Source organism: Actinoplanes xinjiangensis (assembly GCF_003148685.1).
Lineage (GTDB): Bacteria > Actinomycetota > Actinomycetes > Mycobacteriales > Micromonosporaceae > Actinoplanes > Actinoplanes xinjiangensis.
Map to the genome: position 1 here is coordinate 17,737 of NZ_QGGR01000039.1, position 14,204 is coordinate 31,940.

Consider the following 14,204-nt stretch of genomic DNA (forward strand, 5'->3'; position numbering starts at 1 on the left):
GTCGGCCCGGTCACCCAGGCGCGCCGCCGCAATCGGCACCGGCTGCCCCGTCCGCAGCTGCCCGGCCGACATCTTTCTCCGGACATCGCCACCCATACGGCGCCTGAGTCCCATCAGCCGTCGCCCCGTCAAGTGCCGGTCATCAGGCGCCGGCCGGACTTGTTGATTCGCGGTTGGCCAGCAGAAGCATGATCAACAAAAGCACCAGGGCGATCGGCCAGACCTGCTGTGCAGCGGTCCAGCCGGTGGGGCCCGGCATCAACCAGGGCGAGGCCTGCTGGGTGAAGAACAGACTTCCGACCAGCAGCACCCCCTGTGCGGCCGGACCGACAAGGGCGCCGGTCGTCGTCTCGCGGTAACGCGCCCCGACCGCGGCGGCTGCCACCGGCAACAACCCGCACACCGCCGCCTGAAGGATCACCAGGCCCGCCGGCCACGTGATGTGCGAAGCAACGGCCTGCCGCACCCCGATGTAAAGCAGTGCCCACACGGCGACCGCCGGCAGCAGCACCAACGCCGCTCGCAGCCACTGCCGCACCCATCGGGACACCGGCGTGATCACTGTGGACCCCATCGCGTCGGGGAGCGCGAACCCGGCCCCGGCCCCCAGCGCACCCGCCGCCAGCCACAACCCGGACAGCACCGCCCAGTCCAGCGGATTCTCGACCAGCACCGACATCTGTGCCAGCACCGCGAGAAGGACCGCTGCTCCGAATGGCCACCACGGCACCGCCCGTACCAGGTGCGGGATCAACAGCCTGGTCGTCGTCAGCAGCCCGCTCAGCGGAAACCCGGCCGTCGTCGGAAGCCTGTCGGTCATCGGCAGACGCCCGCTTCGCTGCGTGGCTCGCCCTGGGACTCGGCCGCGGGAACTGCCGGCGGAGTGAGAGTCACACCGAGGCCGGCAAGTGCGGTCGACGACGGGTCGCGCAACTCCGTCCAGTGCTCCGCCAGATATCCGGCGACCTCGTCATACGGCCGGTCCAGCAGGGTCACGGCGGCGTCCAGTTCAGCCTGGCCATACCGCGCCCGAGGAATCCGGAGCTCACCGTTACGGACCTGTTCGACGCCGTTCGGCAGACTCTGTGCGAGCAGCCACAACGCGGCGGCTGTGCGGTGCTGGCCCGAGGCGTCGCAATCGGTATGGAAGAACCCGCCCGTATACATCTCCACCGACGCTGCCGCGTAGTCCCGCGCCATCCTCGTCCGGGAGTCCGCTGCCCAGCCGCCGATCCGGCCCCACGAGTGGGAGGTGACGATCTCCGGGATTCCCGGGGTGATCGGCTCCCGGTCGTACCCGGTGCCGATCTGCCGCACCGTGGGCCGCTGGGCACCGGGTGGCAGGTGTGCCGCGACCGGCTCCACCGCCTCCCTCCAGTTCTCGATCCAATCCTCGAAGTGGGGCAGCGCGCAGTAGTGGACCTGCTGATGCGTCTGGCAGGACAGGACCGCGGGACCGGTGTACTGATTCACCAGGTCCATGCTGATCACCGTCGGTGTCTCCGCTGTCTGCCGCTCGACCGACACACCGGCGCATGCGACGGCCGCCACCAGGACTGTCGCCGAGGCTTTCGGCCAGGCCCGCCACGCGACGGCCGCGGCCAGCGCGATCAACACCCCGACCAGGTAGATCAGGTGCCATCCAGAAGGGCGGGGTGCCCCGATCTCCCATGGCGGCTCCGGAACCGGCCACAGCGCCCCGGTGTAGTTCAGCGGATAGTTGGGCAGAGCCAGCAACGCGATCAGCAGAGCGCAGAGCGCGACGACGGTGAGCGGCCCGGCCGCGGGCCCCGGTAGCACGCGGCCCACCAGGACACCGATGACCGCGCCGATCGGTGGGATCACCAGGACCACCGCGGACGCCCAGGGATCGAACTCACCGACCGGCCAGGTGGGCAACAGCAGCAGCAGGGACAGCAGCTGGACCGCCGCACCGGTGAGCATGGCGACCGGCACCGACACCAGCATCGCGAGCGCCCGGCGGGCTGGACCGGCAGGCATGGCACTGGTGCTCTCCTCGGCGCCGGCCCTTCGATCCCGGCCGGCGGCCAGGTGCGTGGCCATCAGCAGACCGGCGGACAGGACCAGCGAGCTCATCCCGGAGTTCTCGGCGAAGGTGGCCCAGGTCGGCATCCTCGTCCAGGCCCAGACGACACCGAGTGCTGTCGCCAGGAGAGCCCCGCCCCAGTAGAACGGGCTGTGCAGCAGGCGTCTGGCCTCGGCCCGGCCCAGTGCCACCGTCGCCGCTCGCGGGGTCGCCATCGCCTGCCCGGCAGGCTCCATCGTGACGGTCACCGGGTCGCTCCGGTGGTCACCGCGTTGCCGAGCAGCAGCAGGTATCCGTCCTCGATGGACGGCCTGGCCGCCTCGGCGCCGGCCGGTTGGTGCCCGATCGTCCGGTAGAAGCCGTCCGCGTTCCGCCAATAGGCCGCATTGCCCACCGGCGGCTGTTCGGAGAGCCACACCTGCCCTTCGGCGACGCCGGCCAACTCCCGTGGGCTGCCCTCGAAGACCACCCGGCCGCCGCTCATCACCACGACCCTTTCGCACAGGGCACCGACGTCCTCGGTCTGGTGGGTGGAGAGCAGCACGGTCCGCCGCTCACCGAGCCGGGAGATCAGCGCCCGGAACAGCATCCGCTGCTCCGGGTCGAGACCGACGGTCGGCTCGTCCAGGACCACCAGGGCCGGATCACCGAGCAGCGCCTGGGCCAGGCCGAGCCGCTGGCGCATCCCCCCGGACAGCTTGCGGACCTTGGTCTTCGCCCGATCGGTGAGCTCGACCTCGTCCAGCACGCGGCGCACCTCGGCCCGGCGCTGCCGACCGTCGGTGATCTCCTTGAGGACCGCGACGTAGTCAAGCAGGTCATACGTGGTGAAGTTGGGGTAGAGCCCGGGGTTCTGCGGCAGATAGCCGATCCGTCGCCGCACCTCGGTCCGCTGGGCGGCCACGGCCGGGTCGAGCCCACCCACCCGGATCGTCCCGGCATCCGGGGCGAGCGCGGTGGCCAGGCAGCGCAGCAGAGTGCTCTTTCCGGCGCCGTTCGGCCCGAGCAGGCCGGTCACTCCCACCGTGATCTCCATGTCGACGAAGTCGAGCGCGACCGTCGCACCGTAGCGTTTGGCGAGGCCCTGAACAGCAACGATGGTCATCGGTTTTCCCCCAGGTCGAAGCGGCGGCGGCGCAGGATCAGGACAGCGGCGGCGAGCACCGCGGACACCAGGTAGGCGAGTTGCGCGGTGGGACCGAACATCGACGCCACGGCCCGCTCGTCACTCGCGGCAGCCAGCACACCGGTGATCCAGAGCCCACCGAGAATCCCGGCCGCGACCGGCAGTGACAGGACGGTGGCCAGCGCCAACGTCCCGGTGCAGAGCAGGAGGGCGGGGAGCAGCCAGGCCGCCGCATACCACCCGGGGCCGGGCAGCAGCACCGCGGCGACGGTCGCCATCAGGACGGCGACGCCGATCACCGAGACCGCCCGCCACAGCACCAGGGCCGGCCCCGCGGCGGGAGTGGTGCCGGTGATCTCGTGCATCGGGTCGGCGGGTGGACCGTAAGCCCCCGAGACGGCGATCACCGGGAGGATCGGGGCCAGCACCAGGAAGGCCTGGGCGATCGGCACGGAACTGTCGGCGCCGACCCGGGCTGCGGCGACCGCCAGCATCAACACGGCGGCCGTCGCCAGCACCCACGACCAGCGCAGCGTGGGCGTGGCGGTGAGCAGGCGAAACCGGTGCTCGGGCAACCCGGCACGGGTCAGCAGCCGCTGGATCGAACCGACCCGGGGCGCGTGGATGTCGTCGTAGACAGCGGACCAGCTGTCGGCCAGCCAGGCGTCGTCGGCCGGGATCAGGGCCCGGCAGCCGGCGCAGGCCAGCAGGTGCGCCTCCACCGCCATGATCCGGCTGGGACCGAGAACACCGGTCTCATACTGCTCGAGCAGGCCTGGGTCGAGATGCCAGTCGGTGGTCATGTGAGCAGCTCCCTCAGCCGGGTCCGGGCGCGCATGAGACGTGTTTTCGCGGTGCCCTCGGCGATGCCGAGCAGTTTTGCCGCCTCGCGGACCGAGAGGCCGTCGAGCGCGGTCGCCTCGATCAGCCGGCGCAGCTCGGGGGAAAGCCGGTCAAGGGCCGGGCCGAGAGCGCCGTGCTCGACGCCGAGCAGCACCAGCTCCTCGGCGGAGGGGGTGGTGGCGACATCGGGCAGCTCGTCTGCGGGACCACTCAGCCAGCGGTGCGCCGGCCCGCGCAAGGTCGAGAGGAGCCGCCGGACGGCGATGGTCCAGAGCCAGGCTGCGGCGTCGGCGCTCGTCTCCACATACCGATCGGAGTCTTTCCACACCGCGACGAACGTGTCCTGGATCGCCGCGTCCACCACATCGGGGTCGGCGCATCGCCGGCGCAGTCGGGCACGGAGCCAGCCGGCATGCCGGTGGTGCAGCAGGCGCAGCGCCGACGTCTCCCCGGCGGCGATGGCGTGCAGCAGCTCCGCGTCACTGCTCTGCTCGCTGACCGGGGGTATCGGTCGCTGTCTTCTTCGTCGCACATCTGGACTATCGCGGACGACCCCGGATTTGGTTCACGCAAAGCGGCGCCGCCTGTGGAAGGCGACGCCGCTACGGTTTCTCCGGATGCGGTGGACCAGAGGTCAGCTGAGCCCGCCGGGCTCCGCGCCCTTGGCGATCGGGGCACGGACCAGGTTGCCCCACTCGGTCCAGGAGCCGTCGTAGTTCCGGACCTGGGGATAACCGAGCAGGTGATGCAGCACGAACCAGGTGTGGCTGGACCGCTCGCCGATCCGGCAGTAGGCGATGATGTCGTCCGCCGGTTCGAGGCCCAGCTCGTCACCGTAGATCTTGACGAGTTCGTCGTGGGGCTTGAACGAACCGTCCTCGTTCGCCGCCGACTTCCACGGCTTGCTCACGGCGCCCGGGATGTGCCCGCCGCGCAGCGCGCCCTCCTGTGGATAAGCCGCCATGTGGGTGAGCTCACCGGTGTACTCCTGGGGCGAGCGCACGTCGACCAGCGGCCGCCCGCTGGAGATGTGGCCCATCACCTGGTCACGGAAAGCGCGGATCTCCGCGTCGTTGCGGACCGGGGCCGGGTAGTCGGCCGGCGGACGGGTGGTCTTGTCCCTGGTCAGGGTGCGTCCCTCGGCTGCCCATTTCTGCCGGCCGCCGTCGAGCAACCGCACGTCGCGGTGACCGAAGAGGCTGAAGACCCACAGCGCGTACGCCGCCCACCAGTTGAAGTTGTCGCCGTAGAAGACGATCGTGTCGTCGCGGCTGATGCCCTTGGCGGCGCACATCTCAGCGAACGCCGCCGGGTCCAGGTAGTCGCGGGTGAGCTGGTCGTTGAGCTCCAGGTGCCAGTCGACCTTGACCGCGCCGGGGATGTGGCCGGTGTCGTAGAGCAACACGTCCTCGTCCGACTCGACGACGACCAGGCCGGCAGTGTCCAGATTCGCGGCAAGCCATTCAGTGGTGACCAGTTTGTCAGGATGCGCGTACGCCTGAAGCGCCTGCGCCGGATCGTTCGGAACGGACATGCCTGTCACGCTAGCGCTTATCCGCCGCCGATCGGGACCGGCGACGAACGCTTTGCGACGCCGGGATCGCCCGGAGCAGCCAGGTCAGCGCCGGCTCACCTCGAGGCCGGGTGATCTCGGGCGAAACTGATGTGACGCCGGTGACATGTGGATAACCGGGTGAATTCGTCGTACCCGGTGCCTAGGCTCGCCACATGTTGCTTCGGATGTCCACCTTGCTGCTCAAGACCCTGCGTGAGGAGCCGGCGGACGCGGAGGTGCCGAGTCACCGCCTCCTCGTGCGCGCCGGGTTCGTCCGTCGCGCCGCTCCGGGCGGCTACACCTGGTTGCCACTCGGCAAGCTGGTCCTCGACCGGGTCGTCGCGGTCGTCCAGGAGGAGATGGTCACGGCCGGCGGACAGGAGATCTCGTTCCCCGCACTGCTGCCGAGGGAGCCCTATGAGACGAGCGGCCGCTGGACCGAGTATGGCGATGACATCTTCACGCTGAAGGACCGGCGCGGCGCCGATCATCTGCTCGCGCCGACACACGAGGAGATGGTCACGCTTCTCGTGCAGGACATGACCGGGTCCTATCGGGACTTTCCACTCATCCTCTTCCAGATTCAGACCAAGTTCCGCGACGAGGCACGGCCGCGGGGCGGCCTGCTGCGCGGCCGCGAGTTCCTCATGAAGGACGCCTATTCCTTCGACCTGACCGACACCGGCCTCACCGAGGCGTACGCACGGATGCGTGCCGCCTACCAGCGGATCTTCACGCGCCTCGGGCTGGAGCACTCGATCGTCTCGGCGGTGTCCGGAGCGATGGGCGGCTCGGCGTCCGAGGAGTTCCTGGCCACGGCCGAGGTCGGCGAGGACACCTACGTCGGCTGCACGGTCTGTGACTACGCCGCCAACACCGAGGCCGTCACCACACCGGCCCCGCCCGCCCGCGAGGTGACCGCGGCCCCGACGGCCGTGCACGACACTCCCGGGACCCCCACCATCGCCTCCCTGGTCGAGCTGGCCAACGAGCGAGCACTCGGCGGGCGGACCGACTGGACGGCTGCTGACACTCTGAAGAACGTGGTGGTCACCGTGCAACATCCCGGCCGCGAGCCGGAGTTGCTGGCGATCGGCCTGCCCGGCGACCGTGAGGTCGACCTCAAGCGGCTCAACGCCGCCCTGGCCCCGGCGACCGCGGTCCTCTTCGACGGCTTCGACGCCCGCCCCGACCTGGTCAAGGGCTACATCGGACCGCAGGGCATCAAGATCAGATATCTGGCGGATCCCCGCGTCGCCCCCGGCACCGCCTGGTTGACCGGCGCCAACGAACCCGGCAGGCACGCCACCGACGTGGTCTGCGGCCGCGACTTCACCCCCGACGGGACGATCGAGGCGGCCGAGGTCCGGCCCGGTGATCCCTGCCCGGCGTGCGGTGACGGCAGTCTCACCATGCGCCGCGGCATCGAGATCGGCCACATCTTCCAGCTGGGCCGCCGCTACACCGACGCGTTCAAGGTCGACGTGCTCGGCGCTGACGGCAAGCCGGCCCGGCCGACGATGGGCTGCTACGGCATCGGCCTGTCCCGGGCGGTCGCGGCCGTCGCCGAGCAACACCACGACGATCGCGGGCTGATCTGGCCGGACTCGATCGCCCCCGCGGACGTGCACATCGTCGCAGCCGGCAAGGACGGCCAGGTCGAGGCGGCTCTCACCCTGGCCGGAACGCTGTCAAAGGCCGGGCTCCGCGTTCTCGTCGACGACCGGCCCAACGTCTCGGCCGGGGTCAAATTCACCGACGCCGAGCTCATCGGCATCCCCCGGTGCGTCGTGGTCGGCCGCCGTCTCCCCGAGGGGTACGTGGAGGTACGCGACCGTCGCACGCAGGAGCGAAAGGAAGTGCCCCTTGTGGACGTCTCGGGTGTAATGACAGCGGAGCTCGGGTAACCCCGTGAGGCAACGGCGGTGGAGGAGCAGAGCAATGGTCAGGCTGGTCGCGGACGCGATGACCCGGCGGGTCGTCTACCTTCCCGAGGACACCCCACTCGACGAGGCCGCCCAGGTGATGAGCGACCAGGGCATCGGCGACGTCGTCGTCACCCAGGGCCCGACCATGGCCGGCATCGTCACCGACCGGGACATCGTGGTCCGGGCGATAGCCGAGAAGTTGTCGCCGGCCACCACGACGCTGGGGGCGATCGCCACTCGTGAGCTGTTGATGATCGAGCAGAGCGCAACGGTCGAGGAGGCCGTTCACGCGATGCGAGATCGAGGCGTCCGCCGGCTCCTGGTCTGCGATGCCGACCGCAAGCTGGTCGGCATCCTCAGCCTCAGCGACGTAGCGCTCCTACCGACGTCCTCAGCCGCCGCCTGATCCCACCCGCAACGTGGTCGGCCCGCTTGGAGGCCCGTTCCGCCCAGCGCCCACTGGGATTCCGGCTGTCCGCAATTGACGTCGGTCCGGCATCACGGGCCAGTCAAATGGTGGGCGGCCGGAATCTCGGGCCGGCCACACCACGGACCACCCACGCCACGGACCACCCGCACCACGCACCGCCCGCAGCACGGACCGCCCGCACGACGAGCCGCTCGCACCATGAACCGCCCACCACGAGCCGCCCGCATCACGAGCCGCCCGCACCACGGGCCAGCCGCGACGCCGGTCGCATCGCCGGCCGGGGGAATTGCGGGCGGCAGGGTGAGGTGGTGAGGCAGCGCACGGCAGGCGCTGCGGAGATCAGCGCGTAGGGTCGATGGTGTGAGTGATATGCCGCCGAAGCTGGCTGAGATCGTCGATGAGTTTGCGACCGCTCCGCGCGATGTCGTGCTGGAGATGCTGCTGGAGTTCGCCGATGCGATGCCTCCGCTGCCGGAAGACCTGGCCGGGCATGAGGGCATGGAGCAGGTTCCCGAGTGCCAGACGCAGTTCTTCCTGAAGGCGGTCGTGCAGCCGGACGGCAGCGTGGTGTCCCTGTTCGACTGTCCGCCCGAGTCGCCGACCACGCGCGCGTTCGCCGGCATTCTGGCCGAGGGCCTGGCGGGAGCCTCCGCCACGGAGGTTCTGGCCGTACCCGATGATCTTTATTCTCGGATGGGTCTCGCCAACGCGATCAGCCCGCTGCGGGTGCGTGGCGGGACAGCGATCCTGGGTCGCCTCAAGCGGCAGGTCGCCGAGCAGGTGACCCCTCTCCAGGCTGAGTGACGTGGATATTCAGGTCTGGTCCGACGTTGTCTGTCCGTGGTGCTACCTCGGCAAGGTGCGGCTGGAGAAAGCGCTGGCGACCTTCGGCCCCGAAGCGACGGTCACCTATCGGGCCTACCAACTGGACGCCGCGCCGGTGCCGGAGCCACTGCCGATCAAGCACGTGATGGCCGAGAAGTTCGGGGGACCGGCGCGGGCCGAAGAGATGTTCGCGCGGGTGAAAACAGTGGCCGCCAGCGAGGGCCTGACGCTCGACTTCGATCGGGCACTCGCCGCCAACACCTTCGCGGCACACCGGCTGATCGCCTGGGCGGCAACACAGGACCGGCAGGCCGACATGCTGGACGCCTTGCAACGCGCACACTTCACCGACGGCATCGACATCGGCTCATTACCGGCACTCGCCGACGTCGCCGGCTTGATCGGGCTGGACGCCGCGGCAGCGCTGGCTCACCTCGAGTCGCAGGCCGGAACCGCCGCGGTCAACACCGACATCGAAGAGGCTCGGGCGCTCGGCATCAGCAGCGTTCCCACCTTCGTAATCGACGGGAAGTACGTGCTTTCGGGCGCTCACGACACCGAAACGCTGCTGGCCGCCTTCGAGGAGATCGCCCGACGGGAGAGCGCCAACGCCGGTCTATGACGTTTCACGTGAAACGACATAGACACTCGTCAGTGCACCTCGGGTACGGACCGCGCGAGACCGTCGATGACCTCCGCGCCAGGTAGGGCGCCGATCGCTGGGCCGGCAATAGCGATCTTGCTGTGCCGGAGACCCGAGCCGATGATCACGTGCGGGGTGGCCACCACGCGGGCATCGACCAAGATCGGCCAGTCGACGGGCAGCCCGATCGGGGTGATGCCGCCATATTCCATACCGGTCAATGACACCGCTTCGTCCATCGACGCAAAGCTGGCCTTACGTACGTCGAGGTGCCGGCGGACCACACCGTTCACGTCCGCCCGCGTGGTCGCAAGGATGATGCAGGCCGCATATCTGGTGACTCCACCCCGGGCGCCGGCCACGATCACGCAGTTGGCGGATTCGGCGAGGGCAACGCCGTACGCCTCACAGAAAGCCGCGGTGTCCGCCAGGTCGGGATTGATCGGTGCCACCAGTACGTGGTCGGCGTCGATGGGACCTTCGGGCGGCCAGACCGCAAGAGCCTTGGCGACCGGCGGAGCGAGCAGATCGGGGCGGGACTGGGCGGGTTCGGTCTGGAGGCTTCCCATCATCCCGCCATCCTGACCCAATCCGATGATCACGGCACATCGGGCCACTAACGAGATCCGGCATGCGGAAGGAGCCGGCCGCCCGGATAGCGAAGCCACCCAGGCCGCCAGGTCTATGAGGGAGCTGAGTGGCCCACGCACGCCGTTACTGCCGCCCGCAGGACCAGAACCGCACTGGCGCCTGCTCGCAGGATCAGCGACACGGCCCCTGCTGGGCCTCGGAGCGACTTAACGCCTCAAAATGCCCGAGGCCCAAGCCCGAAGCCCAAGCCCGAAGCCCAAGCCCGAAGCCCAAGCCCGAAGCCCAAGGCCCGACGGAACCGGGAACGAATCCAGGGGGAGCCTACGAGGCCAACTTAGGAGCCTGCGGCGCCCGCGCGTAGAAGCACGCAGCAACGAATCCCGCCCGCAAACCGACGAACCACACGAACCCGCTCCCGAGGCTGACCAAACGAACCGCTCACAAGGCCGATCAACAACGAATCCCACTCGGCGAACCGATGAACAAGGAAGCCGGGGCAGGCGGCCGCAAATCGTGGGGTGCGGCGGACAATAGTCCTGAAATACACCAGATGCAGCCAGATCGGCGTCGGTGAACGCGTTCCGAGCGGGAAAGAGCCGGAAAGCGCTCAGATTCGGCCCGATCATGCCGACCGTCAGGGGTTGTGGAGGATCGTCGGCAAGCGCGCGTAGGGACCGTCAGTGGTCTCGCGTTGATGGTCGGTGCCACAGCGCTGGTCGCCGTCTCCGGCGGCCAGCACTCGGTCTTCGCGGTCCTCGTCCTCGGCATGCTGGCGCTGGTGATGGCGCACGCCCTGGTCGTCGAGATCCAGCGCCAGGCCCGCCGTCGATCGCAAATCGTCTGGTACCGGACCGACACGGTCAACACCATCCTGCTGGGATGCTGGGCCTTCATCGCGGCCGTGACCGCAGTGACACCGTTCGCCGCCCCGCCAGTACGAGCCGTCAGCGCCCTGCTGGCCGCCGGTTACACCGCAGCCTGCCTCTACTTCGTCGCGGAACGCCGACGCGCCGTCACGTCCCCGCTCCGGCCGGCACCCGCGCCCGCCCCGGCCGTCGACTCCAGTGATCCGCTGGCGGGCTCGACCCCGTCGGTCTGACCGTCAAGGGTCGGCAGCACCACCATCAACGGTGGCACCGGCACACCAGTGGTCTCGATCGGCAACTCCGGCACCGGCAGCCAGTCGACCCCGAGCTGTTCGGGCCCGAAGCCGTCATCGCGCCCGACCCGCGGCTCCCCATCCGCCACGGTCACCGCGAAGACCGACGTCATGCCCGACGGATAGGGCATCTCGAGCACGTAGCGGGCGTCGCTGACGATGAGGCCGGTCTCCTCGAAGACCTCGCGCCGCAGGGCCTCCTCGGCCGTCTCACCGGGGCGCAGGCCCCCGCCGGGCAGGGTCCACCACTCTCCGCCACCGGAACGCCGGCTGCGCTCGTGCACCATCAGCACACGGCCGTCTCGGACGATCACGGCGGCGGCCCGTCTTCGTTCATCCACGACATGCAGGCTAACCGCACGACCTGCGCCGTGCAGGCTTCCGTCATTCCCCTGTGGATAACCCGGCACACTCAGGTGCGGTCAAATGCGCATCTATGCCTTCGGAACGGTGACCAGCAGATACGACACCTTCTCCAGCCACGGCTCAGCCAGCTTGATACCCGTCTTGGCGGCGATGAAGGCGAGCGCCGACGCGGTCGGGTCAGCCGGTCCCTTATCTCCGGACAAGCCCGCTGCCAGGAGATCTGGCCGGAGCTCGCGCGCCTTGGTGCCGATGGCCCGGTCTGGCGCGGAGGTATCGAGATCAAGTGCGAGATCTCCGTCACGGAAGATCATGAGTTGTCCGGGGCGGCCGCCGCCTCCTCGGTACCCGAGCACGAGGCCACGCGGCGCGGACAGCGGCTGAACGATCTCCGGGGTCACCCCGAGGGAGCCGTTGTCCTCCACGATGATCGACCAGTTCCCGACGCGCATGATCCCGACGAAGAACCGGGTCCGCACACCCGCCTCACCGTCGCCGGGTCCGAGGACCCGTTGCCATTCCACCCGCTCCAGTTCCTCACCGCCCATTCTCTCGATGAGCGGATGCGGCATGATGCCCCGCACGATGGTGAAGCAGAACCCGCGGGTGAGGTCCGGATGCCGGTCCGGCCAGGTGTAGTCCGGCACGGCGGCGGAGGACGGACGTGGCTCGGCAGCACCGGGTGAGCCACACCCGGCGGCAGCGAGTGGCAACAGGAGCAGGACCGAACGGCGTTTCACCTGCCTAGTAGATCAAAGATCGAAGGTCCGTAACGTCCCAGTCATGGTTGACGTCGGCCCTTCCGTGCCACCTGGCCGTTACCGCGGTGCAAAACGCCTTGCCCGGCCCTCCGATGGTGCGACAGCCTTCGGCGATGATCGAAATGCGCGTACTCGCGGAAAACGACTGGAAGGTGTGGCGTGAATTGCGGCTCGCCGCGCTCACGGAGGCGCCGTACGCCTTCGGCTCCCGACTGGCGGACTGGCAGGGTGACGGCGACGGTGAACAGCGCTGGCGGGACCGGCTCTCCGTTCCCGGCTCGTACAACGTGGTGGCGTTGCTCGACGGACAGCCCGTCGGGATGGCCAGCGGAGTGCCGACTGATCAGGACGGCGTCGTCGAGTTGATCTCGATGTACGTGACGCCGGCGGGCCGTGGCCGAGGCGTGGGCGATCACCTGCTGCACGCGGTCGAGCGGTGGGCTCAGCAGGTGAAGGCGGGGACGCTGCGTCTGGCCGTGGCCGAAGGCAACCGGAACGCGATCGCCCTCTACGAGCGGAACGGCTTCCACGACACCGGAGAACCCGGCGATCTGATGCCCGACGGGATACGCCGGGAGCACATCATGACCAAGCGGCTCTGAAGGTCGGATGTGACGCGGAGTCGAGATGACCTGTGCCCATCGCAAAATCGCCGGGCACACCTCTGCACCCATCGACGGTAGTATCTCCGGGTTTGGCGTTCTACGGGGGAGGAAGAACCACATGCGACGAGGAATTCCGGCCGGCGTACTGATAGCGCTGGCTCTGCTGGTTCCGGCGGCACCGGCGGCCGCCCAGGCCGAAACGCCCGGGCTCAACGCGGCCTGCCAGACGGTCGAGCGCAAGCTCTACAAGGACATCCGCGAGCTGGTCACCATCGACCTGGACACCGCCACCGATGGGGAGGTCCAGCTTGTCGGCAACCAGATCATGGCCGCGGTGAGGACCGACGAGCTGCCCGTCCTGCTTCCGGCGATACAGAAGCATCTGGACGGCACCGCGGAGGACTTGCGGGCCTTCCTCAAGAAGGGCGTGTACAGCGCCAGGACGGCGGATCTGCGGATCGCGGTCGGCCGAACCATGACCGACGCCGGCGCCAACGTGCAGGCGGCCGCGCAGAAGGCGCTCAACAGCGGAACCATCAACGCCTCACTGGCCTATCTGAACGAGGAGTTGTACGCCGCACGTGCGCTTGACTGCGCGTCGCAGCCCACACCGTCGGCGAGCGTCAATCCCAGCGCCACGTCCAGCGTCACACCCAGTGTCACGCCCAGCGCCACGACGACCGCCGCGCCGGTTCCCACCGCCTCCGCCAGCACGGACGCCCCCAGCGGCGAGGGTGGTGGGCTGGCCGTGACCGGTGCCGACATCGGGACGGTGGCCGGCGCCGGCGGTGCACTCCTGCTCCTCGGCGGCGTCGGCTACGTGATCGGACGCCGCCGCCGTTCCCGCTTCGTGGCATAGCGACTTGATCACGCCCGGCTGGATGCTCCGTCGAGCCGGGCAACGGCGTACCGTTTGCTGCGCAGTTATGCCGACGCCAAGCCGAGCAAAAGCAGAAACCCCAGGTCATTGACCTGGGGTTTTCTCGTGGAGCCGCCTATCGGAAGAGGATGCCGACCCTCCGAGAGACCAGTTTGTTTGGTGGAGCCCAGGGGACTTGAACCCCCAATCCAAGATCATGGATCAATGGATAGTTGGATCATCTCCTGAGCTGGCGTTCCTTTAGATCATCTTCTGATGCCTGACAGCACTTTGCAGGCTCATGTGGTCCCGATATGGTCCCGTTGATCTTGCGGATCGGTCGACCTGGCGTCGAGCAGCGCCCCGCACACTCGCCACCAGAGCCACCGCTTCCGGTGGCAAGCCGCGAAGCGGCGCGGCAGCAGCTTGAGCGCAACCCCACGCGAACCCTGAACCTAAGGATTACCCG

Annotated in this window: 16 protein-coding genes; 7 read left to right on the forward strand and 9 right to left on the reverse strand. The window is 68.9% G+C overall.

From position 1 onward, the window contains the following. Positions 1–142: 142 nt before the first annotated feature. The 6 genes from BC793_RS44065 to BC793_RS44090 all read right to left on the reverse strand — a co-directional run bounded on the left by BC793_RS44065 (position 143) and on the right by BC793_RS44090 (position 5,550). Positions 143–820 (reverse strand): hypothetical protein, encoded by a 678-nt coding sequence (locus BC793_RS44065; RefSeq protein ID WP_109602609.1) that lies wholly within the window; start codon positions 818–820, stop codon positions 143–145. Further along, positions 817–2,295 carry a hypothetical protein gene (locus tag BC793_RS44070; RefSeq protein ID WP_109602610.1) on the reverse strand — a complete coding sequence of 493 codons (1,479 nt, stop codon included), beginning with the start codon at positions 2,293–2,295 and terminating at the stop codon, positions 817–819. Before BC793_RS44070 ends, BC793_RS44065 begins: the two co-directional genes overlap by 4 nt. Beyond that, entirely contained in the window at positions 2,292–3,152 is an 861-nt protein-coding gene (locus BC793_RS44075; protein WP_109602611.1) for an ABC transporter ATP-binding protein, read from the reverse strand. The genes BC793_RS44070 and BC793_RS44075 overlap by 4 nt, the downstream gene beginning before the upstream one ends. Further along, positions 3,149–3,976, reverse strand: a complete 828-nt coding sequence (locus tag BC793_RS44080) for a hypothetical protein (protein ID WP_109602612.1) — start codon at positions 3,974–3,976, stop codon at positions 3,149–3,151. Before BC793_RS44080 ends, BC793_RS44075 begins: the two co-directional genes overlap by 4 nt. Continuing rightward, positions 3,973–4,548: an RNA polymerase sigma factor gene (locus tag BC793_RS44085; protein WP_109602613.1), complete on the reverse strand. Its 576-nt coding sequence runs from the start codon at positions 4,546–4,548 to the stop codon at positions 3,973–3,975. Before BC793_RS44085 ends, BC793_RS44080 begins: the two co-directional genes overlap by 4 nt. 102 nt (positions 4,549–4,650) lie before the next feature. Continuing rightward, positions 4,651–5,550, reverse strand: coding sequence for a sulfurtransferase (locus BC793_RS44090; RefSeq protein WP_109602614.1), 900 nt, complete (start codon positions 5,548–5,550; stop codon positions 4,651–4,653). 194 nt (positions 5,551–5,744) lie between these two features. Between BC793_RS44090 and BC793_RS44095 the strand changes: the two genes are divergently transcribed. The 4 genes from BC793_RS44095 (at position 5,745) to BC793_RS44110 (ending at position 9,376) form a co-directional block, all read left to right on the forward strand. After that, the gene (locus tag BC793_RS44095; RefSeq protein WP_109602615.1) at positions 5,745–7,478 is read left to right on the forward strand and encodes a proline--tRNA ligase; all 1,734 of its coding nucleotides are present in this window, start codon (positions 5,745–5,747) and stop codon (positions 7,476–7,478) included. 34 nt (positions 7,479–7,512) lie between these two features. Beyond that, positions 7,513–7,905, forward strand: coding sequence for a CBS domain-containing protein (locus BC793_RS44100; RefSeq protein WP_109602616.1), 393 nt, complete (start codon positions 7,513–7,515; stop codon positions 7,903–7,905). Between the two features lie 384 nt (positions 7,906–8,289). Further along, entirely contained in the window at positions 8,290–8,733 is a 444-nt protein-coding gene (locus BC793_RS44105; RefSeq protein WP_109602617.1) for a SufE family protein, read from the forward strand. 1 nt (position 8,734) lies between these two features. Continuing rightward, on the forward strand, positions 8,735–9,376 hold the full coding sequence (locus BC793_RS44110; protein WP_109602618.1) for a DsbA family oxidoreductase: 642 nt from the start codon (positions 8,735–8,737) through the stop codon (positions 9,374–9,376). A gap of 29 nt (positions 9,377–9,405) precedes the next feature. On the opposite strand, the gene BC793_RS44115 is transcribed toward BC793_RS44110, so the two are convergent. Beyond that, the gene (locus BC793_RS44115; RefSeq protein WP_109602619.1) at positions 9,406–9,966 is read right to left on the reverse strand and encodes a YbaK/EbsC family protein; all 561 of its coding nucleotides are present in this window, start codon (positions 9,964–9,966) and stop codon (positions 9,406–9,408) included. 716 nt (positions 9,967–10,682) lie between these two features. Between BC793_RS44115 and BC793_RS49275 the strand changes: the two genes are divergently transcribed. Further along, on the forward strand, positions 10,683–11,087 hold the full coding sequence (locus BC793_RS49275) for a hypothetical protein (protein WP_146246740.1): 405 nt from the start codon (positions 10,683–10,685) through the stop codon (positions 11,085–11,087). Here BC793_RS49275 and BC793_RS44120 read toward each other — a convergent pair. Together BC793_RS44120 and BC793_RS44125 are read right to left on the reverse strand one after the other, a co-directional pair. After that, positions 10,973–11,488 (reverse strand): NUDIX domain-containing protein, encoded by a 516-nt coding sequence (locus BC793_RS44120; protein WP_170167354.1) that lies wholly within the window; start codon positions 11,486–11,488, stop codon positions 10,973–10,975. The genes BC793_RS49275 and BC793_RS44120 overlap by 115 nt on opposite strands. Before the next feature lie 93 nt (positions 11,489–11,581). Further along, complete coding sequence (locus BC793_RS44125; protein ID WP_109602621.1) at positions 11,582–12,250, reverse strand: DUF6461 domain-containing protein; 669 nt, start codon at positions 12,248–12,250, stop codon at positions 11,582–11,584. Between the two features lie 134 nt (positions 12,251–12,384). Here BC793_RS44125 and BC793_RS44130 point away from each other — a divergent pair, with 134 nt between their 5' ends. Next, positions 12,385–12,873 carry a GNAT family N-acetyltransferase gene (locus BC793_RS44130; protein WP_109602622.1) on the forward strand — a complete coding sequence of 163 codons (489 nt, stop codon included), beginning with the start codon at positions 12,385–12,387 and terminating at the stop codon, positions 12,871–12,873. A 121-nt stretch (positions 12,874–12,994) separates the two neighbouring features. Beyond that, the gene (locus BC793_RS44135) at positions 12,995–13,735 is read left to right on the forward strand and encodes a cell wall anchor protein (RefSeq protein WP_109602623.1); all 741 of its coding nucleotides are present in this window, start codon (positions 12,995–12,997) and stop codon (positions 13,733–13,735) included. Positions 13,736–14,204: the final 469 nt, after the last annotated feature.

What these genes read in the sequence shown, in the direction of transcription:
- BC793_RS44065 (WP_109602609.1), bottom strand. Translation starts at nt 820, where the DNA reads ATGACCGACAGGCTTCCGACGACGGCCGGGTTTCCGCTGAGCGGGCTG.
- BC793_RS44075 (WP_109602611.1), bottom strand. Translation starts at nt 3,152, where the DNA reads ATGACCATCGTTGCTGTTCAGGGCCTCGCCAAACGCTACGGTGCGACG.
- BC793_RS44080 (WP_109602612.1), bottom strand. Translation starts at nt 3,976, where the DNA reads ATGACCACCGACTGGCATCTCGACCCAGGCCTGCTCGAGCAGTATGAG.
- BC793_RS44090 (WP_109602614.1), bottom strand. Translation starts at nt 5,550, where the DNA reads ATGTCCGTTCCGAACGATCCGGCGCAGGCGCTTCAGGCGTACGCGCAT.
- BC793_RS44095 (WP_109602615.1), top strand. Translation starts at nt 5,745, where the DNA reads ATGTTGCTTCGGATGTCCACCTTGCTGCTCAAGACCCTGCGTGAGGAG.
- BC793_RS44100 (WP_109602616.1), top strand. Translation starts at nt 7,513, where the DNA reads ATGGTCAGGCTGGTCGCGGACGCGATGACCCGGCGGGTCGTCTACCTT.
- BC793_RS44115 (WP_109602619.1), bottom strand. Translation starts at nt 9,966, where the DNA reads ATGGGAAGCCTCCAGACCGAACCCGCCCAGTCCCGCCCCGATCTGCTC.
- BC793_RS49275 (WP_146246740.1), top strand. Translation starts at nt 10,683, where the DNA reads ATGGTCGGTGCCACAGCGCTGGTCGCCGTCTCCGGCGGCCAGCACTCG.
- BC793_RS44130 (WP_109602622.1), top strand. Translation starts at nt 12,385, where the DNA reads ATGATCGAAATGCGCGTACTCGCGGAAAACGACTGGAAGGTGTGGCGT.
- BC793_RS44135 (WP_109602623.1), top strand. Translation starts at nt 12,995, where the DNA reads ATGCGACGAGGAATTCCGGCCGGCGTACTGATAGCGCTGGCTCTGCTG.